The sequence below is a fragment of the Streptomyces sp. NPDC056948 genome (assembly GCF_042674225.1).
Taxonomy (GTDB): Bacteria; Actinomycetota; Actinomycetes; order Streptomycetales; family Streptomycetaceae; genus Streptomyces; species Streptomyces purpurascens.
In genome coordinates, this window is the sequence record NZ_JBHUQX010000052.1 from 1 (window position 1) to 19,199 (window position 19,199).

The 19,199-nt window shown below is 72.0% G+C and carries 16 protein-coding genes and 1 pseudogene; 13 read left to right on the forward strand and 4 right to left on the reverse strand.

Annotated features, from left to right (window positions below):
* Nucleotides 1-48: 48 nt before the first annotated feature.
* A complete protein-coding gene (gene acs, locus ACFTZL_RS09460) occupies nucleotides 49-2,004 on the reverse strand; it encodes an acetate--CoA ligase (protein ID WP_382579950.1) in 1,956 nt (651 codons plus the stop codon).
* 230 nt (nucleotides 2,005-2,234) lie between these two features.
* Between acs and ACFTZL_RS09465 the strand changes: the two genes are divergently transcribed.
* A complete protein-coding gene (locus ACFTZL_RS09465) occupies nucleotides 2,235-2,849 on the forward strand; it encodes an RNA polymerase sigma factor (RefSeq protein ID WP_382579951.1) in 615 nt (204 codons plus the stop codon).
* Entirely contained in the window at nucleotides 2,846-3,472 is a 627-nt protein-coding gene (locus ACFTZL_RS09470; RefSeq protein WP_382579952.1) for a hypothetical protein, read from the forward strand. The genes ACFTZL_RS09465 and ACFTZL_RS09470 overlap by 4 nt, the downstream gene beginning before the upstream one ends.
* 195 nt (nucleotides 3,473-3,667) lie before the next feature.
* Here the strand turns inward: ACFTZL_RS09470 and ACFTZL_RS09475 are convergent, their stop codons facing one another.
* The gene (locus ACFTZL_RS09475) at nucleotides 3,668-6,040 is read right to left on the reverse strand and encodes a bifunctional SulP family inorganic anion transporter/carbonic anhydrase (RefSeq protein ID WP_382579953.1); all 2,373 of its coding nucleotides are present in this window, start codon (nucleotides 6,038-6,040) and stop codon (nucleotides 3,668-3,670) included.
* Between the two features lie 294 nt (nucleotides 6,041-6,334).
* Here ACFTZL_RS09475 and ACFTZL_RS09480 point away from each other — a divergent pair, with 294 nt between their 5' ends.
* Nucleotides 6,335-7,600, forward strand: coding sequence for a hypothetical protein (locus ACFTZL_RS09480; protein ID WP_382579954.1), 1,266 nt, complete (start codon nucleotides 6,335-6,337; stop codon nucleotides 7,598-7,600).
* 60 nt (nucleotides 7,601-7,660) lie between these two features.
* Nucleotides 7,661-8,485 carry an oxidoreductase gene (locus tag ACFTZL_RS09485; protein ID WP_382579955.1) on the forward strand — a complete coding sequence of 275 codons (825 nt, stop codon included), beginning with the start codon at nucleotides 7,661-7,663 and terminating at the stop codon, nucleotides 8,483-8,485.
* Nucleotides 8,486-8,826: 341 nt separating this feature from the next.
* On the opposite strand, the gene ACFTZL_RS09490 is transcribed toward ACFTZL_RS09485, so the two are convergent.
* Nucleotides 8,827-9,660, reverse strand: coding sequence for an HAD family hydrolase (locus tag ACFTZL_RS09490; RefSeq protein WP_382579956.1), 834 nt, complete (start codon nucleotides 9,658-9,660; stop codon nucleotides 8,827-8,829).
* Nucleotides 9,661-10,240: 580 nt separating this feature from the next.
* On the opposite strand from ACFTZL_RS09490, the gene ssd reads away from it, so the two are divergent.
* From ssd to ACFTZL_RS09525, 7 genes and pseudogenes are all read left to right on the forward strand, one after another.
* On the forward strand, nucleotides 10,241-11,344 hold the full coding sequence (gene ssd, locus ACFTZL_RS09495) for a septum site-determining protein Ssd (protein ID WP_382579957.1): 1,104 nt from the start codon (nucleotides 10,241-10,243) through the stop codon (nucleotides 11,342-11,344).
* Complete coding sequence (locus ACFTZL_RS09500; protein ID WP_382579958.1) at nucleotides 11,341-12,597, forward strand: TadA family conjugal transfer-associated ATPase; 1,257 nt, start codon at nucleotides 11,341-11,343, stop codon at nucleotides 12,595-12,597. Before ssd ends, ACFTZL_RS09500 begins: the two co-directional genes overlap by 4 nt.
* Before the next feature lie 73 nt (nucleotides 12,598-12,670).
* Nucleotides 12,671-13,543, forward strand: a complete 873-nt coding sequence (locus tag ACFTZL_RS09505) for a type II secretion system F family protein (RefSeq protein ID WP_382579959.1) — start codon at nucleotides 12,671-12,673, stop codon at nucleotides 13,541-13,543.
* On the forward strand, nucleotides 13,540-14,328 hold the full coding sequence (locus ACFTZL_RS09510) for a type II secretion system F family protein (RefSeq protein WP_382579960.1): 789 nt from the start codon (nucleotides 13,540-13,542) through the stop codon (nucleotides 14,326-14,328). Before ACFTZL_RS09505 ends, ACFTZL_RS09510 begins: the two co-directional genes overlap by 4 nt.
* A gap of 107 nt (nucleotides 14,329-14,435) precedes the next feature.
* On the forward strand, nucleotides 14,436-14,645 hold the full coding sequence (locus ACFTZL_RS09515) for a DUF4244 domain-containing protein (protein WP_382579961.1): 210 nt from the start codon (nucleotides 14,436-14,438) through the stop codon (nucleotides 14,643-14,645).
* Nucleotides 14,632-14,991: a TadE family type IV pilus minor pilin gene (locus ACFTZL_RS09520; RefSeq protein WP_382579962.1), complete on the forward strand. Its 360-nt coding sequence runs from the start codon at nucleotides 14,632-14,634 to the stop codon at nucleotides 14,989-14,991. The genes ACFTZL_RS09515 and ACFTZL_RS09520 overlap by 14 nt, the downstream gene beginning before the upstream one ends.
* Nucleotides 14,992-15,002: 11 nt before the next feature.
* Nucleotides 15,003-15,272: pseudogene (locus ACFTZL_RS09525) on the forward strand (Rv3654c family TadE-like protein); the annotation flags it as partial.
* 40 nt (nucleotides 15,273-15,312) lie between these two features.
* On the opposite strand, the gene ACFTZL_RS09530 reads toward ACFTZL_RS09525, so the two are convergent.
* A complete protein-coding gene (locus tag ACFTZL_RS09530) occupies nucleotides 15,313-18,060 on the reverse strand; it encodes a DEAD/DEAH box helicase (RefSeq protein WP_382579963.1) in 2,748 nt (915 codons plus the stop codon).
* Between the two features lie 78 nt (nucleotides 18,061-18,138).
* Here ACFTZL_RS09530 and bldG point away from each other — a divergent pair, with 78 nt between their 5' ends.
* Together bldG and ACFTZL_RS09540 are read left to right on the forward strand one after the other, a co-directional pair.
* Nucleotides 18,139-18,480 (forward strand): anti-sigma factor antagonist BldG, encoded by a 342-nt coding sequence (gene bldG, locus ACFTZL_RS09535; protein WP_003991900.1) that lies wholly within the window; start codon nucleotides 18,139-18,141, stop codon nucleotides 18,478-18,480.
* 121 nt (nucleotides 18,481-18,601) lie between these two features.
* Nucleotides 18,602-19,039 carry an ATP-binding protein gene (locus tag ACFTZL_RS09540; protein ID WP_382579964.1) on the forward strand — a complete coding sequence of 146 codons (438 nt, stop codon included), beginning with the start codon at nucleotides 18,602-18,604 and terminating at the stop codon, nucleotides 19,037-19,039.
* Nucleotides 19,040-19,199: the final 160 nt, after the last annotated feature.

Consider the following 19,199-nt stretch of genomic DNA (forward strand, 5'->3'; position numbering starts at 1 on the left):
GCCGTCCGCCGGGTGCCCTTCGGGTGCTCCGTCATGCCTGAGTCCTGGTCAGTCCTCGCTGGGCGCGGCGGGCAGCTTGGACTGGATGAGGTCCATGACCGTGGAGTCGGTCAGCGTGGTGACGTCACCGAGCTGGCGGTTCTCGGCGACGTCCCGGAGCAGACGGCGCATGATCTTGCCGGAGCGGGTCTTGGGCAGCTCGCCCACCGGCAAAACCCGCTTGGGCTTGGCGATCGGGCCGAGGGTGTTGCCGACGTGGTTGCGCAGCTCGGCGACCAGGTCCTCGGTCTCGGCGGCCGTACCGCGCAGGATCACGAACGCGACGATCGCCTGCCCGGTCGTCTCGTCCGCCGCGCCGACCACGGCCGCCTCGGCGACGGCCGGGTGGGAGACGAGCGCGGACTCGACCTCGGTGGTGGAGATGTTGTGCCCGGAGACGAGCATGACGTCGTCGACCCGGCCGAGCAGCCAGATGTCGCCGTCGTCGTCCTTCTTGGCACCGTCACCGGCGAAGTACTTGCCCTCGAAGCGCGACCAGTACGTGTCGATGAACCGCTGGTCGTCGCCCCAGATGGTGCGCAGCATCGACGGCCACGGCTCGGTGAGGACCAGGTAGCCGCCACCGCCGTTGGGCACCTCCTTGGCCTCGTCGTCGACGACCGTCGCGGAGATGCCGGGCAGCGGCGTCTGCGCGGAGCCGGGCTTCGTCGCGGTCACGCCCGGCAGCGGGGTGATCATCATCGAGCCGGTCTCGGTCTGCCACCAGGTGTCCACGACCGGGGTGCGGTCGCCACCGATGTTCTTGCGGTACCAGATCCACGCCTCGGGGTTGATCGGCTCGCCCACCGAGCCCAGCACCCGCAGGCTGGACAGGTCGAACTTGGCGGGGATGTCGTCGCCCCACTTCATGAACGTACGGATCGCTGTCGGCGCGGTGTAGAGGATCGTCACGCCGTACTTCTGCACGATCTCCCAGAAGCGGCCCTGGTGCGGGCTGTCGGGCGTGCCCTCGTACATGACCTGCGTCGCGCCGTTGGCGAGCGGGCCGTAGACGATGTACGAGTGCCCGGTGACCCAGCCGACGTCGGCGGTGCACCAGTACACGTCCGTCTCCGGCTTGAGGTCGAAGACGGCGTGATGGGTGTAGGCGGTCTGCGTGAGGTAGCCGCCGGTGGTGTGCAGGATGCCCTTCGGCTTACCCGTGGTGCCCGAGGTGTACAGGATGAACAGCGGGTGCTCGGCGTTGAACGCCTGCGGGGTGTGCTCGGCGCTCTGCCGCTCCACGGCGTCGTGCCACCACACGTCGCGGCCCTCGGTGAAGGCGACCTCCTGGCCCGTGCGGCGCACGACCAGCACGTGCTCGACGATGCCCGCCTTCTCGACCGCCTCGTCCACGGCCGGCTTGAGCGCGGACGGCTTGCCGCGCCGGTAGCCGCCGTCGGAGGTGATGACCACGCGCGCGTCGGCGTCCTGGATGCGGGTGGCGAGCGCGTCCGAGGAGAAGCCGCCGAAGACGACCGAGTGGGCGGCGCCGATCCGGGCGCAGGCCAGCATCGCGATCGCGGTCTCGGGGATCATCGGCATATAGACGGCGACCCGGTCGCCGGCCTGAACTCCCAGCTCCAGCAGGGCGTTGGCGGCCTTGGAGACCTCGTCCTTGAGCTCGGCGTAGGTGATCGCGCGGCTGTCGCCGGGCTCGCCCTCGAAGTGGATGGCGACCCGGTCGCCGAGCCCGGCCTCCACATGCCGGTCGACGCAGTTGTAGGCGACATTGAGCTCGCCGTCCTTGAACCACTTGGCGAACGGCGGGTTCGACCAGTCCAGGGTCTCGGTGGGCTCCTTGGCCCAGGTCAGCCGACGGGCCTGCTCGGCCCAGAAGCCGAGCCTGTCAGCCTTGGCCTGTTCATACGCCTCCGCGGTGACGTTGGCGTTGGCGGCCAGGTCGGCGGGGGGTGCGAACCTGCGCTCTTCCTTAAGCAGGTTGGCCAGGCTTTCGTTGCTCACGGCATCTGCCTTTCCCAGGGTGTCCGTTGTGTCCCAGGCCACAGCTCATCAGACCCGGGGGTGCGATGACAAGGGCCGATCGCCGATTGGTTTAGACCTCTCGGGGTCCGTTTCGGCGGCGGGGGTCATCCGTACCCACGGACGCCGACCAGGCAGGGTTCATCCTCTGTAACGCCTCTCACAGTTCGGCCCAACTACAGGTGAAGCGCACCGAGAGAGAGGACAGCCGAGTGGACGGCATACGGGGCGGGCCCGCAGCGGCGGCCCACGACCCCCAGCTCTTCGAAGAGTTCTACCGGCGCCACGTGGACGCCGTGATGTCTTTCGTGGCCCGGCGTGTCGCCGACGTCCACACGGTGGCGGACCTGACCGCCGAGGTCTTCCTCGCGGCGCTCGACTCCGCGCACACCTATCGCCCCGGCAGGGGCGACGAGCGGGCCTGGCTGTACGGCATCGCACGCAACATCGTCTCCTCCGAGCGCCGCCGGGTCGCCCGTGAGACGGCGCGTGACCGCCGTATCTCGGGGCGGCGGTTGCTGGAGCCCGACGACATCGCGCGGCTCGAGGACAAGCTCGACGCCGAGAGTCCTGGGCGCCGGGCGCTGGCCGCGCTGGAGCGGCTGCCGGACGGTGAACGGGCCGTCGTCGAACTCGTCGCCGTGGACCAGCTCACGGTGACCGAGGCCGCCGCCGCGCTCGGCATCCGCCAGGTCACGGCCCGGGTGCGGCTGCACCGGGCCCGCAAGGCCCTGCGGGCGGAGGCGGATCCGGTGCCGGAGGCACCGCCCGGCGCATCCCTGTCGTACGTCACCGGCGGAGCCGGAGAAGCCGGAGGAGAGGCATGACCACGAAGACCACGTTCGAGGACCGGCTGCTGGCCGAGCTGCAGCGCGAGATCGAGGTGCGCGGGTCCACCGGTCCCGCCGAGACGGTCGCCGCGCGACGCTCCCCGTTCGCGGGGGTGCTCACGGGGCGGCGGCTCGCCCTGACCGCAGGTGCCTGCGCCGTGACCGGGCTGGTGCTGGTGCTGGTGCCGGGCTCACCGAGCGAGTCCCCGGCGTACGCGGTGGAGCGGCACGGCGACGGCAGCGTCACGCTCACCCTCACGAAGATCGCGATAGGCCAGGACGCCCAGCGCCGACTGGCCGAACGCCTGCGGGCCGAGGGCATTCACGTGACCATCGACAGCCTCCCCTTCGGTCAGCACTGCGTTCAGCCGCGCGGCAAGATGCTGGCGAGCCGCGTGGAACGGGGGTTCATCGGCGAGCCGCCCGCGGAAGGCTCCGTCCCCGTCGGCGGCCCGACCGACCCGGCCTTCCACCGCAATTGGCAGGTCACCCTGCACCCCGGCGACTCGTTGGGCATGGAGAACACCAGCCGCAAGGACGGCAAACCCGGGCTCAACTCCGAGTCGTTCTACGCGATCAAGGGCAAGATCGCGCCGTGCGAGCCGGACTCTGAGGGCTGAGGCCTGAGGCCTGAGGCCTGAGGCCTGAGGCCTGAGGCCTGAGGGCGTCGGCGGGCGGCGTACGGGGGTCGCCGCTCGCCTTCGCCCGGCCTGCCCCGGCCAGGGGCCGCTGGGCGACAGGGGCCCCTGGACGGACAGGGGCCCCTGGGTGCGGACCGCCGCCTCGGCCGGCTGCCGTGGGGCGGAGGCCCGCGCTCACGCAGGCAGGCCGGCCTCCCGCACGTGGTCGAACACCCGGTCCCCGTCCACCTCGGTGAGCAGATAGACCTGGGCTTCGCTCACGTGGAAGTACATGCCGTGCAGCTCCAGTTCGCCCTCCTTCAGGGCGCGGGCGACCGAGTCGTGGGCGCGCAGGTGCTCCAACTGCTGGACCACATTGGTCAGGCAGAGCTGCTCGACCGAGTCCTCCGGCGCTCGCCCGGCCAGCCTGCCCCACGGCAGGCTGTCGTCGGCCACGCGCTCCAGACTGGGCCGCCCGTGCCGCAGCCATCGCTCGAGCGGGGTCCGGGTGCCGCCGGGTTCGGAGCTGAGCAGCGCCTGCATGGCTCCGCACCCGGAGTGCCCGCACACCGTGATGGACCGCACCTTGAGCACGTCCACCGCGTATTCGATCGCCGCGGCCACCGAGTCGTCCCCGCTCTCCTCGCCCGGGCGTGGGACGAGGTTGCCCACGTTGCGCACGACGAACAGGTCGCCCGGACCACTGGAGGTGATCATCGATGTGACCAGTCGTGAGTCGGCGCAGGTCAGGAAGAGCTGCGAAGGCCGCTGCCCCTCGCGCGCCAGCCGGGCCAGTTCACTGCGCACCAGGGGGGCGGTGTTGCGCTGGAACGCGCTGATGCCACGCGCCAGTTCGTGCCCGCTGGCTCCGCCGGGGCCTGTCAGGTCCGGCTCGGGGCGGCGGTCCGTCCCGTCCGGGGCGTGCTCGGAGTGGGGCGTGGAGCCGGGGCGGTCGCACTGGTGGTTTCGCCAGGGTGTCCAGGGCCGGCAACGGCAGCCGGTGAAGGCCTGGGGCTCGGAGATACGGGTGCCGGGATGACGGCCGGCGACCTCCACGGTGCCGCCCTGCGCGGTGTGCGTCTTCTGCCAGTCCTGCAACGTCTCGTACGCCGCGTGGTCCATGAACGAACCGTCCAGCTCGACGACGGTGTCGGCCCCATGGGGTACGAGATGCAGGGCCCGGCTGAGCCGTGGCACCGCGAGGAACGTCAACTGTCCTCTGACGTGTACGTGATGGACTCCTTCCGTCTCGTCGTGCGTGATGCGGGTGCGGGTGAGGCGGTGCAGGGCGACGCCGACGGCCATGGCGACGCCCAGCGCCACGCCCTCCAGGACGCCGAGGAACACGACGCCCAGGGTGGTGACGGCGTAGACCCACACTTCCCGGTGGCGTGTCACCGTGCGGATGTGGTGCAGGGACACCATCTGGATGCCGACGGCCATCACCAGGGCGGCGAGCGAGGCGAGCGGGATGAGCTCCAGGAGCGGGACCATCAGCAGGGCGGCGATCACTACGAGAACGCCGTGCAGCATCGTGGAGTTCCGGCTCACCGCGCCCGCGTTCACATTCGCCGAACTGCGCACGGCCACACCGGCGATGGGCAGTCCGCCGAGCGATCCGGAGACGATGTTGGCGGCGCCCTGTCCGAGCAGTTCGCGGTCGAGGCGGGAACGCCCGACGCGGGCGGACAGGCCCGGGCGGCTCGCCACCAGCTTGTCCACGGCGACCGCACCGAGCAGTGACTGCACGCTGCACACCAGCGTGATGGTGAGCACCGCGGCGACGAGGCCGAGCGCGGGGCCCTCGGGCAGCCCGGCCAGGGCGTGGTTGCTCCAGGACGGCAGATCGACCTTGGGCAGGCGCAGACCGGCGAGGGCGGCTACCGCGGTGGCTCCGGCCACGGCGACGAGCGCGGCCGGGATCTTGCGCAGCAGGCGTCCGGCCCGGCCGGGGACTCTCGGCCAGAGCAGCAGCAGCGCGAGCGTCAGCGCGCTCACCGAGACGGCCGCCGGGTGCACGTGCGCCAACTGGGCGGGCAGTGCACGGAGGTTGTCGGGGACGGAGCTCTGCGGTGTGCCACCGAGCACGATGTGCAGTTGGGCGATGGCGATGGTGACGCCGATCCCGGCGAGCATGCCGTGCACGATGGCGGGGCTGACGGCGAGGGCGCCGCGGGCCACGCGCAGGCAGCCCAGGCCGAGTTGGGCGAGGCCGGCGAGGACGGTGATGGCGCACGTCGTCCGCCAGCCGTAGCGCAGGATGAGGTCGGCGGTGACGACGGTGAGTCCGGCGGCCGGTCCGCTCACCTGGAGCGGGGAGCCGCCGAGCCGTCCGGCGACGAGTCCGCCCACGGCGGCGGCGACGAGGCCGGCCTGCAGGGGGGCGCCGGTGGCGAGGGCGATGCCCAGGGACAGGGGCAGGGCGATCAGGAAGACCGCGATCGAGGCCGACACGTCGGCACCCGCGATCCGGAAGCGGCGGGGGCCGGTCGGCGGCGGGCTGTGGGGCGGGTGGGTGCGCTCGGTCCGGTTCGGGTCGGTGGCGCGTGTGGGGACGCAGGCAGACATTGTTTCCCGTCTCCTCCGGGGCTGCGCGGTCGCGTAACTGGGGCTCCCGCTCGGGGCGGGGTTCGGTCGCGGCCGTAGGTCACGGCATAAATCGGCGGGATGAATCAACGCTCGGTAAACGGATCGTAATGCAGAGTAAAGGACGGGCATAGACTTTACGGGCAAATGGGCGAATAAATCACCCCGACGAGTGAAGTGGCCATTTGATCGGCTTGTCGTACTAATTCCTTCTCGGTCCCGTGCCAATTTGGCGGCGCTGTCGGCACCCGAGAGAAGGAAGAAGGTGGGCGACACATGGCCGCCACTCACAGGATCGCCGCGGGCTGCGTGATCGCCGCGGTGTGCGCCGCATCGCTCGCCGGTTGCTCGACCGGCACTTCCCGGCACGAAGATCCCGCCCCGCAGACGGCGAAGCCGGCCCCGGCGCCGAAGAGCGCGGTCCGGCTGATCGGGGACGGCTCCACCGCCTACACCGGCGCCCAGCCCCACCTGCCCAGGCCCGAACGGCTGCGGCCCGGCCAGAAGCCCCCGCAGTTCGTCGTCTTCTCCTGGGACGGCGCGGGCGAGGACAGCCAGAAGCTGTTCTCCCGCTTCCGCGAGGTCGCCAAGGCCAACGACGCGACGATGACGTACTTCCTGAGCGGCGTGTACATGCTGCCGGACGAGAAACGCGACCTCTACCGGCCGCCGCAGCACTCACCGGGCCGCTCCGACATCGGCTTCAACGACCGCCGCGGCATCGCCGCAACCGCGAAGCAGCTGCGCCTGGCGTGGCTGGAGGGCAACGAGATCGGCACGCACTTCAACGGCCACTTCTGCGGCAGCGGCGGCGGGGTCGGCGAGTGGTCGGTGAAGGACTGGAAGGACGAGATCGCCCAGGCCAAGCAGTTCGTGAGGACCTGGAAGACCAACACGGGCATGCGGAACGCGTCCCCGCTGCCCTTCGACTACGACAAGGAGCTCATCGGCGCCCGCACACCCTGCCTCGAAGGCCAGCGGAACTTCATGAAGGCGGCCCGCGAACTGGGCTTCCGCTACGACACCAGCGGCGTCAACGACCAGGTCTGGCCCAAGCGGAAGCAGGGCCTGTGGGACGTGTCCATGCAGCTCGTGCCCTTCCCCGGGCACTCCTACGAACAGCTCACCATGGACTACAACTTCATGGTCAACCAGTCGGGTACCACCACGCAGGGCGACCCCGACAAGTTCGACTCCTGGGGCGACCAGATGCGCGACGGTCTGCTCAAGGGCTTCCATCGGGCGTACGACGGCAACCGCGCGCCCCTGATCATCGGCAACCACTTCGAGTCCTGGAACGGCGGCACCTATATGCGGGCCGTCGAGGAGGTCATCGAGGCGGTGTGCACCAAGAAGGAGGTGCGCTGTGTCTCGTTCCGCCGGCTCGTGGACTGGCTGGACGCCCAGGACCCGACGACACTGGAGAAGCTGCGCTCCCTGAAGGTCGGCGAGGCGCCGAAGCAGGGCTGGGCGTCCTTCCTCGCGGGTGGCCCCGCTCCGGCCCCGAAGGGCGTGCCCGGGGCTCCGGCCGCGAAGCGGTAGCGCAGTGAAGAAGGCCACTCCACCGTGGGGAGGGCTCCCGGGATGCGTAGGGTCGTACTCATGAGTACAGCAGGTGCGACCGCCGACCCCCTTGCGACCCTGGGGGCGCTGCCCGGTGTGGCCGAGTCCGTGGAGTCCGTGCGCAAGGCCGTGGACCGGGTCTACGGGCACCGGATCATGCGGCGGCGCAGCAACGCGGTCACCTCCGAGGCGGCCCTGCGCGGCGCCCGGGGCTCGGCGGCGCTGTCCGGCGCGGACTGGGCCCTGGAGGAGGTGCGCCGGCGTACGGACTTCAGCGGTGACGACGAGGCGCACACGGTGGGTGCCGCGCTGCGGCTCACCGCCGAGGCGGGCCAGTTGCTGTCGATCTGGCGGCAGTCACCCCTGAGGGTGCTGGCCCGGCTGCACCTGGTCTCCGCCGCCGACCAGGCCGACCAGGTGGGACGGCCCCGGCAGGAGGGCGAGCCGGTCGACGAGCCGCTCGTCGCGCTGCCGCTGCCGAGCGCGGCCGAGACGCACGGCCGGCTGGAGGGGCTGGCCGGGCTGATCATCGCGGGCGGCACCGCACCGGCGCTGGTGACGGCCGCCGTCGTACACGGCGAACTCCTCGCGCTGCGCCCTTTCACGTCCCACAACGGCCTGGTCGCGCGCACGGCCGAGCGCATCGTTCTGGTCGGCAGCGGCCTGGACCCGAAGTCGGTCTGCCCGGCCGAGGTCGGCCACGCCGAGCTGGGACGCGGCGCCTACCTGGAAGCCCTCGACGGGTACGTCTCCGGTACGCCGGAGGGTGTGGCCGCCTGGATCGCCCACTGCGGCAGGGCGGTCGAACTGGGGGCACGCGAGTCGACGGCGGTGTGCGAGGCACTGCAGCGCGGAGCCGCGTGACACTCACCCGCAGGGGCCGGAAAGTGATGCGGCGGTACGAGAAACTCGTACCGCCGCTGGCATGAGCATCGGGTTACCAAGCGTCCTCGATATATGCCCATCAGGTCGGGAACTTTGCCCGTCCCTGGTGCGGCTGGCCCGTATTCGACGGGTCGACGTCGCGTGGGTGCCCAGTGTTCATGCTCGGTCCGTGGGGCCAAATGCGTATTTAAGGTGATCCTCTCGGATGTCCTTGGTCTCGCGGGCCGTTGAGTCCTTTGTACTCCTGCCCCGCAGTAAGCGGAAGTCCAGGCTGCACTTCTTTACTTTTGGGTTCAAATAGGACTTGGGGTCGTATCGGCTCAGGCGACTGTCGCCCGGCGCCTGTTCGCGTACCAGACGAGACCCGCGGTGGCCGCCGCGGCGCCTATCGCGGCGACCGCGACGAGCGCCGGACGCGGCGGTACGGAGAAGGCGGGGATGCGCTGCTTGAGCCGGACCGGGCGGTGGAAGTCCAGAATCGGCCACTCGCGCGCGAGGGCCTCGCGGCGCAGCGCACGGTCCGGGTTCACGGCATGGGGGTTGCCGACGGACTCCAGCATCGGGACGTCGGTCGCCGAGTCGCTGTAGGCGTAGCAGCGGCTGAGGTCGTACCCCTCGGACGCGGCCAGCTCCTTGATGGCCTCGGCTTTGGTCGGGCCGTACGCGTAGTACTCCACCTCGCCGGTGAAGCAGCCGTCGTCGCCCACGACCATGCGGGTCGCCACCACGCGGTCCGCGCCGAGCAGTTCACCGATCGGCTCGACCACCTCCGCGCCCGACGTGGACACGATCACGACGTCGCGGCCCGCGGTGTGGTGTTCCTCGATGAGCGAGGCGGCCTCGTCGTAGATGATCGGGTCGATCAGATCGTGCAGCGTCTCGGCGACGATCTCCTTCACCTGCTGCACGTTCCAGCCGCGGCACAGCGCGGACAGGTAGGCGCGCATACGCTCCATCTGGTCGTGGTCGGCGCCGCCGGCCAGGAAGACGAACTGGGCATATGCGGTTCGCAAGACAGCCCTGCGGTTGATCAGACCGCCTTGGTAGAACGACTTGCTGAACGTGAGCGTGCTCGACTTCGCAATGACCGTCTTGTCCAGGTCAAAGAAGGCCGCTGTGCGGGGCAACGAGTGGTTTTCCACGCCCCTGAGCATAGGGGCAGCCCATTCGGCGTAAGGTGGGGCGCGTGGGTTTGCCTGAGAGGGCTCTCGGGTACACCATGGAAGTCACGGATCGTTCGCGACCGTGCTAACCCGGCCCGACTCCTCCCCCCCCGAGTCGGCCGTGGGGACGACCCCCGCTCTCCCCCCCGGCGGGGGTCGTCGCATGTCCGGGTGGGTTTTCTCCCTCTTCTTGCGGCCCAAATGCCGTTCTGGTCAGGCACTCTGCGACGTCTTGTCATGTACATGTCCCATCACGGTGTGTAGCCGTCGGACTGCTCTGTGGAAGTCGTACAGAGGGCCTGTGGGGGTCACCGGTATGGGTGACGACGATATTCACAACTGTTGAGGCGTCCACAGTTATCCACCAAGATCCACACGATTTCCGGGATCGCTGCACCGTGATTCCCACGCACCCCGCTCGCGGCGAGTTCATCGCCGGTTCCGATTGCCGGGGGGTGTTTGGCCGGTTTCTGTCGGCCGTTCATAGGGAGGCCGCCTTGTCGGTTCTTCCCACGTTTGGGAATCGCGGGGCCGCAGGGCCGCGCGAGGCATGCAGCGAAGGGGGATGACCGTGGCCGGAGCCGTCACATACGATCCGCCACCGGCCGCCGGAGGGCGGCAGGGCGGACCACTGATCGTCACCGAGGACACTGACCTCCTCGACGACCTGCTGCGCCTGTGCGCGGCGGCGGGCGCCACACCCGAGGTGCACCACGGGGTGCCGGAGCGCAGAGGCAGTTGGGAGGCCGCGCCGCTCGTCCTCGTGGGCGACGACGCCGCGCGGCGCGTACGCGGGGCCGTGCACAGAAGGGGCGTCGTCCTCGTCGGCCGGGACCAGGACGACTCGGGGGTGTGGCGGCGAGCCGTCGAGATCGGCGCCGAGCACGTCCTGATGCTGCCCGACGGCGAGCAGTGGCTCGTCGACCGCATCGCCGACGTGGCCGAGGGCGTCGGCAGGCCCGCCCTCACCGTGGGGGTCATCGGCGGCCGGGGCGGGGCCGGAGCGTCCACGCTCGCCTGCGCGCTGGCCGTCACCTCCGCGCGGGAGGGACTGCGCACGCTCCTCGTGGACGCCGATCCGCTGGGTGGCGGACTCGACGTACTCCTCGGCGGTGAAACGGCCGAAGGGCTGCGCTGGCCCGCGTTCGCCTCCTCCCGCGGGCGGGTCGGCGGGGGTGCCCTGGAGGAATCGCTGCCCGAGCTGCATTCGCTGCGGGTGCTGAGCTGGGACCGCGGCGACCGGATCGCCGTCCCGCCCCAGGCGGTGCGCGCGGTGCTCGCGGCGGCCCGGCGCCGGGGCGGCACGGTCGTGGTCGACCTGCCACGTCGCATCGACGACGGGGTCGCCGAGGTGCTCACCCAGTTGGACGTCGGCGTGCTGGTGGTGCCCGCCGAGTTGCGGGCCGTCGCGGCCGCCGGGCGCGTGGCCTCCGCTGTCGGCATGGTCCTGCGCGACCTGCGGGTGGCGGTCCGCGGGCCGTACCCGCCGGGGCTCGACGACCGGGAGGTGGCCCGGCTGCTCGGACTGCCCCTGGCCGGCGAGCTGCCTGTCGAGCCGGGGCTGCTGCGCCCGGACGAGGGCACGGCACCACCGGGTGCCGCCCCGCGCGGACCACTCGCCCGGTTCTGCAAGGGGTTCTGGGAGCGGGCGCTCGTCGAGGCGGGTGCCTCATGAGTGCGGTGACCGAAGCGGTGTCCGGACCCGAGGGCACCGGGCTGCTCGACGGGGTGCGGCGCTGGCTGGCCGAGAGTGGGGCCGAGCCGACCCCCGCGCGCGTGGCCCAGGCGCTGCGGGAACAGGGGCGGGTGCTCGGAGACGCCGAAATCCTGGGTGCCGCAGCACAGTTGCGGTCCGAACTGGTCGGCAGCGGGCCGCTGGAGCCGCTGCTCGCCGACCCCTCGGTGACGGACGTGCTGGTGTCGGCCCCGGACCGGGTCTGGGTGGACCGGGGCGGCGGCCTTGAGCTGACGCCGGTGCGTTTCGCGGACGCGGCGGCCGTACGACGACTCGCCCAGCGCCTCGCCGCCGTGGCCGGGCGCCGCCTGGACGACGCCCGGCCCTGGGTCGACGCCCGGCTGCCCGACGGGACCCGGCTGCACGCGGTGCTGCCACCGGTGGCCGTGGGCTGCGCCTGCCTGTCGCTGCGGGTCGTACGGCCGCGTGCCTTCACCCTCGGCGAGCTGGTCACGGCGGGCACGGTGCCGCCGGGCGGGGACCGCGTGTTGCGCGCGCTGCTCGACGCCCGGCTGTCCTTCCTGGTCAGCGGGGGCACGGGCTCGGGCAAGACGACGCTGTTGAGTGCCCTTCTGGGGCTGGTGGGACCGGACGAGCGGATCGTCCTCGCCGAGGACTCGGCGGAACTGCGGCCGGACCATCCGCACGTGGTGCGGCTGGAGACCAGACCCGCCAACCAGGAGGGCGCGGGCCTCGTCACCCTCGAGGACCTGGTGCGCCAGGCACTGCGGATGCGCCCCGACCGGCTGGTCGTGGGCGAGGTGCGCGGACCCGAAGTGGTGCATCTGCTGGCCGCGTTGAACACGGGCCACGAGGGCGGCTGCGGAACCGTGCACGCCAATGCCGCCGCCGATGTACCGGCCCGGCTGGAGGCGCTCGGCACGGCCGCCGGGCTCGACCGGGCCGCGCTGCACAGCCAGGTGGCGGCCGCCCTCTCCGTGGTGCTGCACCTCGTACGCGACCGGGCCGGGCGGCGGCGCATCGCCGAGGTGCACGTGCTGGAGCGGGATCCCTCGGGGCTGGTGCGGACGGTGCCGGCGCTGCGGTGGGGAGCGGAGGCCTTCGTGTGCGAACGGGGGTGGGAGCGGCTGCGGGGGCTGCTGCGCGGCGAGGGCAGCGAGGACGGCGAGGCCAGCGGCAGCGGGCCGGGTGAGGTCGGCCGTGCGCCGGTGACAGCGGCGGGTGAGTGGTGACGGGGGCTCAGGGGGCTGATCGATGGCAGGGACCGAGGGGCCGAGCGATGGCAGGGACTGAAGGGGGCGAGTGATGGCGGGGGTGGCTGAGATGTCGATGGGGGCGGCCGTGGCGTGTATGGGGGCGGCGGTCTGGCTGTTGGGCGAGCGGGACTCGGTGGCTCGTCGGGCGCGACTGCTGCTCGCGGGCGGCGGAGCCGTCGGGAGTGGGCAGCCCGGGTGGCGGCAGATGACCGGTGGGCTGCGGCGGGTCCGCGGGCGGTTGCGGGCCGAGTGGTGGTCACCGGTGGCCGGGCTGGTGCTGGCGGTGCTCGGGGAATCGGTGCTCCCGGTCGTCCTGGGAGCGGCCGGGGTGCCGTTGCTGCGGCGGGTCCGGCTGGCCGGCCGGGCGGGGCGGGACCGGGAGCGTCGGGCGGATGCGGTGATCGCGTTGTGCGGGGCGCTCGCCGGGGAGGTGCGGGCCGGACGCCAGCCGGGTGAGGCGCTGTTGCGGGCCGCGCGGGACTGCGGGGGACTTGTGGACGCGCAGGCGACGGTTCTGGCGGCCGCGCGCTTCGGCGGCGACGTGCCGGGCGCGCTCGAGGCTGCGGCCCGGCAACCGGGGGGCGAGGGGCTGCGGGGGCTCGCGGCGTGCTGGCGGGTGGCCGTGGACCAGGGCGCGGGGCTCGCGGCCGGACTCGACCGGCTCGCCGCCGCCCTGCGCGCCGAACGGGACCAACGCTCCGACCTTCGCGCCCAGTTGTCGGGCGCCAGGGCCACGGCGGTGATGCTCGCCGGTTTGCCGGCCCTGGGGCTTCTCATCGGCACCGCCCTCGGCGCCGAGCCCCTCCATGTCCTGCTGCACACCGCGGCGGGCCTGGGCTGTCTGGTGGTCGGCGGTGCGCTGGAGGGCCTGGGGCTGTGGTGGGTGCTGCGGATCGTGAGGGGCGCGGAGGAGGCGGCATGAGCGGGGAAGTTGTCCACAGGCTGGGGGCGGCGGTGGGGATCGTGCTGGCCCTCGGATGGTCGGTGCGGTGGCTGACGCAGGCGCGGCGCCGCCGGAGGATGCGGCGACGGCTGGCCGAGCTGTCGTCCCGGGAGGCGACCGCTCCCGTCCCGCGCCTCGCCTTACGGCGGGCCGCGCGGACATGGCTGCCTCCCGCGGGTGTGGCGTGCGCCGGTTGGGTGTTGGCCGGCGGCCTCGTCGGTGTCGCCGTGGGACTGGCCGGTGCGGTGGGGATGTGGCGGTGGCGGCTACGGCAGGAGGCGGGGGGTACGGCCGCGCGGGCACTCGATCTCGCCGAGGCGACGCGGCAACTGCCCCTCGCGGCCGATCTGCTGGCGGCCTGCATCGCGGCGGGTGCCGGCCCGGTGATCGCGGCGCAGGCGGTGGGCGAGGCCCTGGGCGGCCCTGTGGGCGACGCCCTGGCGCGTGGAGCGGCGGAGGTCCGGCTGGGCGGCGAACCGGGTGCGGCCTGGCGGAGGCTGGCCGCCGTCCCGGGCGCCGGAGGCCTGGCCCGGCTGCTCGAACGGGCCGGTGTGTCCGGACTGCCCGCCGCCGCACCGGTCGCACGGCTCGCCGCCGAGGCCCGAGCCGACTGGGGCCGCGCCGCGACGGCCAGGGCCCGCCGAGCGGGCGTCATGGTCAGCGCACCGGTCGGGCTGTGCTTCCTGCCCGCGTTCATCACGGTCGGCGTACTGCCCGTGGTGATCGGGCTCGCGGGCGGGGTGCTCGGAGGGGGTGGTGGATGACGCGGGATACCGCCCGACAGAAGCCGGCGGCACCCGAGAGAAGTCAGAGGCACTCGACAGAAGCCAGCGGCACCGACAGAAGTTCGGACTTTTTCACGGAGGTTGAGATGTATCAGGTGGTGCGGGCACGGCTGCGTGCCCTGGTGTGCGGAATGCGTACGACGCGGAGGGACGCGGGGATGGTCACGTCCGAGTACGCGATGGGAATCGTCGCGGCGGTGGCGTTCGCGGTGGTGCTCTACAAGGTCGTCACCAGCGGCGCGGTCAGCGCGGAGCTGCAGAGCATCGTGACGGAAGCCCTCGATGCGCGGATGTGAGCGGGGCTCGGACCGGGGGTTCGTCACGGCGGAGTCGGCCGTGGTGCTGCCCGTGCTGGTGATGTTCGCGATGGCGCTGGTGTGCGGTCTGCTGGCGGTGGCCGCGCAGATCCAGTGCGTGGACGCGGCACGGACGGGCGCTCGCGCCGCGGCCCGCCAGGACCCGCCCGACGCGGTCGTGCGGCTGACCCGCGAGGCGGCGCCGCCCGGCGCGAAGGTGACCGTCAGCCGGGAGGCGGAACACGTCCGGGTGATCGTCGTGGCCGAACCGCCGGTGCTGCGCGGGCTGTCCTTCGCCGTGCGCGAGGAGGCCGTGGCGTCGGTGGAGGAGGCGGTGGGCACATGAGACGCCGGGGTATGACGCTCGACGTCTCGGACCGGGGTTCCGCCACCGTCTGGAGCGTCGGGGCGATCGCCGTCCTGTGCGTGGTGTTCGGCGTGGTCCTCGCGCTGGGACAGGCCGTCGCGATCCGGCACCGTGCGGCGGGCGGTGCGGATCTCGCGGCGCTCGCGGCGGCGGACCACTGGGTCGAGGGCGGTACGGCGGCCTGTGCCCGGGCCGGCCGGGTGGCACGGGCACAGGGCGTGCGGCTCGTGCGGTGCGAGGTCGTCGGCGAGATCTCGGACGTGACGGCGGCGTCGGGACGCGGGCCGTTCACGGCGGAGGTCAGGGCGCGGGCGGGGCCTCCGACGGCTCCCCTGGAGCTCCCGTCGGCGGCGGGGAGGACGCGGGCCGGCTCTCCAGCGGCTCCTTCGGGCGTCCGGTTGGCTCCTGCGGGCTTCCGGGCGGCTCCTCCGGGCTTCCGGGCGGCTCCTCCGGGCCTCCGGTCGGCTCCTGCGGGCCTCTGGTCGGCTCCTGCGGGCTTCCGGTTGGCTCCTCCGGACCTCCGCTCGGCGCCTCCGGGCCTCCGGGCGGCTGCTCAGCCGCCGCGTTCTCCTCCGCCTCCTTCTCCGCCGTCTCCTTCTCCTCGGGGGCGCCCTCCAGCAGCACCGTGAGCAGCCGCACCGCCCCCCTCTTGTGCAGCGGGTCGTTGCCGTTGCCGCACTTGGGGGACTGGATGCAGGACGGGCAGCCGGCGTCGCACTCGCAGGAGGCGATGGCCTGGCGGGTGGCGGTCAGCCAGGTGCGGGCGGTGTGGAAGGCGCGCTCCGCGAAGCCCGCGCCGCCGGGGTGGCCGTCGTACACGAAGACCGTGGGCAGCAGCGTGTCGGGATGGAGCGGGATCGACACGCCGCCGATGTCCCAGCGGTCGCAGGTCGCGAAGAGGGGCAGCAGGCCGATCGACGCGTGCTCGGCGGCGTGCAGGGAGCCCCCGAGGATCTCCGGGTTGATCCGGGCCCGGTCCAGCTGGTCCTCGGTGACGGTCCACCACACGGCCCGGGTGCGCAGCGTACGAGGAGGGAGGTCGAGTTTCGTCTCGCCCAGCACTTCACCGGTGATGAGCCGTCTGCGGAGGAAGGAGACGACCTGGTTGGTGACCTCGACGGAGCCGTAGCAGAGGCGGCCGTCGCCCCAGGGGATCTCGGTGTCGGTCTCCAGGACGGAGATCGACGTCGTGTCGCGGGCGACCGTGGAGTACGGCGGGGCGGCCTCCTCGACGAGGGCGACGGAGTCCTCCATGTCCAGGGAGCGCACCAGGTAGGTGCGGCCCTGGTGGAGGTGGACCGCGCCTTCGTGCACCGTCGAGTGCGCGGCACCGGCGTCGACTGTGCCGAGCAGCCGGCCCGTGCCGGTCTCGACGACCTGGACCGGGCGTCCGCCCTCACCGCGGATGTCGGTCAGGTCGGCGGCGCGCTCCCGGCGGGTCCAGTGCCAGGCCTTGGTGCGGCGGCGCAGCAGCTTGGCGGCCTCCAGTTGCGGCAGGAGGGCCTCGCAGGCCGGTCCGAACAGGTCGAGGTCCTCGTCCGTCAGGGGAAGCTCCGCCGCGGCCGCGCACAGGTGCGGGGCCAGCACATAGGGGTTGTCCGGGTCGAGGACCGTGGACTCGACGGGCTGGTCGAACAGGGCCTCCGGGTGGTGGACCAGGAAGGTGTCCAGCGGGTCGTCGCGGGCCACCAGGACGGCCAGCGCCCCCTGCCCGGACCGTCCGGCCCGGCCCGCCTGTTGCCACAGGGAAGCGCGGGTGCCCGGGTAGCCGGCGATGACGACCGCGTCGAGACCGGAGATGTCGATGCCGAGTTCGAGGGCGTTCGTCGCGGCGAGGCCCAGCAGTTCACCCGAATGGAGGGCGTGTTCGAGTGCGCGGCGCTCTTCCGGGAGATAGCCGCCCCGGTACGCCGCGACACGCCGGGCCAGCGACCGGTCGACCTCGGCCAGACGTTCCTGGGAGATGACCGAGATCAGCTCGGCGCCGCGCCGGGAGCGCACGAAGGCGACCGAGCGAACACCCTGCACGGTGAGGTCGGTCAGTAGGTCGGCGGCCTCGGCGGTGGCCGTGCGGCGGACGGGGGCGCCCTTCTCGCCGTGCAGCTCGGTCAGCGGCGGCTCCCACAGGGCGAACACCAGTTCGCCACGCGGGGAGGCGTCGTCGGCGACTTCCAGCACCGGCAGGCCGGTGAGGCGGCGGGCCGCCACCGAGGGCTCGGCGGCGGTGGCGGAGGCCAGCAGGAACACGGGTGAGGCCCCGTAGCGGGCGCACAGACGGCGTAGCCGGCGCAGCACCTGGGCGACGTGCGAGCCGAACACGCCGCGGTAGGTGTGGCACTCGTCGATGACGACGTACTTCAGCGATTTCAGGAAGGAGGACCAGCGGGGGTGGGACGGAAGTATGCCGCGGTGCAGCATGTCCGGGTTGGTCAGGACGTAGTTGCCGTACTGGCGGATCCACTCGCGTTCCTCGAACGGAGTGTCGCCGTCGTAGACGGCCGCGCGCACCGAATGGCCCAACGGATGTGAAAGTTCCTTCACCGAACGGCACTGGTCCGCCGCAAGAGCCTTGGTGGGAGCCAGATAGAGGGTGGTCGCGCCGCGGCCGTTCGGGGCCTCGGCGCCCTCCAGAAGGGTGGACAGGACCGGCACGAGGTAGGCCAGGGACTTGCCGGAGGCCGTGCCCGTGGCGACGACGACCGAGTCGCCGTCCAGCGCGTGCTCGGCCGCACGCGCCTGATGCGCCCAGGGGTGTTCGATGCCCGCGGCTCGCACGGCGGCGACGACCTCCGCGCGGATCCGGTCCGGCCAGACGGCATGCCGACCCTCGCGCGGGGGCAAGTGCTCCGTATGAGTAACGCGCGAAGCCCTGCTCGGACCGGATGTGAGCCGGTCCAGGACCACGCCCGGCGCGGGTCGGGAGGCGGGGTCCGTCGGGGTTCGATCGGATCGGTGATTCTTGGCCATCGGCACCGAGTGTGTCACTGGCGTGACGGACAATGGAGCCAAGGCGTCGTGCACGCCTGCCGGTAAGTGATTGAATGCCATCGCGGCTGGCGAAGCGTCCAAGGGCTGAAGCCGAGTGCCCCAAGGGCGACCGCTCGATAGCAAGGTGCTGGAGGATCCGTGGACCTGTCCCTGTCGACCGAGACCATGGGCGATCGCACGATCGTCAGGGTCGGTGGCGAAATCGACGTATATACCGCGCCCAAGCTGCGCGAGCAGTTGGTCGAGCTGGTGAACGACGGCAGTTTCCACCTTGTCGTCGACATGGAGGGCGTGGACTTCCTCGACTCCACCGGACTCGGCGTACTGGTCGGCGGCCTGAAGCGTGTGCGAGCCCATGAGGGCTCCCTGCGCCTGGTCTGCAACCAGGAGCGCATTCTGAAGATCTTCCGTATCACCGGCCTCACCAAGGTGTTCCCGATTCACACCTCGGTCGAGGAAGCGGTTGCGGCCACCGACTGACACCGGACCGGGCCTCGCGCCCGGGCCGGCCGAAGTTCGGCAGAAGTGAAGACCGAGGGGGCCCGGGCTTTCGGCGGCCCGGAGCCTCCCCACAGCACGCCCGTAGTTGCGAGGGGGATGCATGGCCACCGTTGAGCTCCGCTTCAGCGCGCTGCCCGAGCACGTCAGGACCGCCCGACTGGTGGCGGCAGCGGTGGCGCGCAGGGCCGGAGTGGACGAGGCCGTCCTCGACGAGGTCAGGCTTGCCGTCGGCGAGGCGTGCACCCGTGCCGTCGGGCTGCACCAGGCAGTCGGGATCTCGGCACCGGTGAAGGTGCTGCTGATCGAGGAGGAGAAGCAGTTCTCCATCGAGGTCGGCGACGAGGCCCCGCACGCGGTCCCGGGTGAGCACGTGCCCGGAGCCGGTCCCGGCGACCCCGACGGGGAAGCCGACGAGGACGAGATGGGCCTCGCGGTCATCAGCGGACTCGTCGACGATGTCGAGGTCAGCGCGGGAGAGCACGGCGGATTGATCAAGATGACGTGGCCGACCACGCCGCCGCCGACGATTCTGGTCTGAACCGGCCACGGCGCACACCGTTCCAGACGAAGGGCCCCACTCGTGGGGCCCTTCGTCATGTGCGGCTGTCAGTGCTCGCCTTTACAGTAGTTCCTGTGCCGTTCACCGCGTGAATTCGTTCACGATCATTCGCGTGCTCAACGGACGCTTCGGAATGCTT

Excerpts from the sequence above, each read along its gene's own strand:
- ACFTZL_RS09475 (WP_382579953.1), bottom strand. The coding sequence starts at position 6,040 with ATGTCTGCCTGCGTCCCCACACGCGCCACCGACCCGAACCGGACCGAG.
- ACFTZL_RS09480 (WP_382579954.1), top strand. The coding sequence starts at position 6,335 with ATGGCCGCCACTCACAGGATCGCCGCGGGCTGCGTGATCGCCGCGGTG.
- ACFTZL_RS09520 (WP_382579962.1), top strand. The coding sequence starts at position 14,632 with ATGCGCGGATGTGAGCGGGGCTCGGACCGGGGGTTCGTCACGGCGGAG.
- ACFTZL_RS09500 (WP_382579958.1), top strand. The coding sequence starts at position 11,341 with ATGAGTGCGGTGACCGAAGCGGTGTCCGGACCCGAGGGCACCGGGCTG.
- ACFTZL_RS09485 (WP_382579955.1), top strand. The coding sequence starts at position 7,661 with ATGAGTACAGCAGGTGCGACCGCCGACCCCCTTGCGACCCTGGGGGCG.
- ACFTZL_RS09490 (WP_382579956.1), bottom strand. The coding sequence starts at position 9,660 with ATGCTCAGGGGCGTGGAAAACCACTCGTTGCCCCGCACAGCGGCCTTC.
- ACFTZL_RS09510 (WP_382579960.1), top strand. The coding sequence starts at position 13,540 with ATGAGCGGGGAAGTTGTCCACAGGCTGGGGGCGGCGGTGGGGATCGTG.
- ACFTZL_RS09505 (WP_382579959.1), top strand. The coding sequence starts at position 12,671 with ATGGCGGGGGTGGCTGAGATGTCGATGGGGGCGGCCGTGGCGTGTATG.
- ACFTZL_RS09530 (WP_382579963.1), bottom strand. The coding sequence starts at position 18,060 with ATGGCATTCAATCACTTACCGGCAGGCGTGCACGACGCCTTGGCTCCA.
- ACFTZL_RS09470 (WP_382579952.1), top strand. The coding sequence starts at position 2,846 with ATGACCACGAAGACCACGTTCGAGGACCGGCTGCTGGCCGAGCTGCAG.
- ACFTZL_RS09515 (WP_382579961.1), top strand. The coding sequence starts at position 14,436 with ATGTATCAGGTGGTGCGGGCACGGCTGCGTGCCCTGGTGTGCGGAATG.
- ACFTZL_RS09540 (WP_382579964.1), top strand. The coding sequence starts at position 18,602 with ATGGCCACCGTTGAGCTCCGCTTCAGCGCGCTGCCCGAGCACGTCAGG.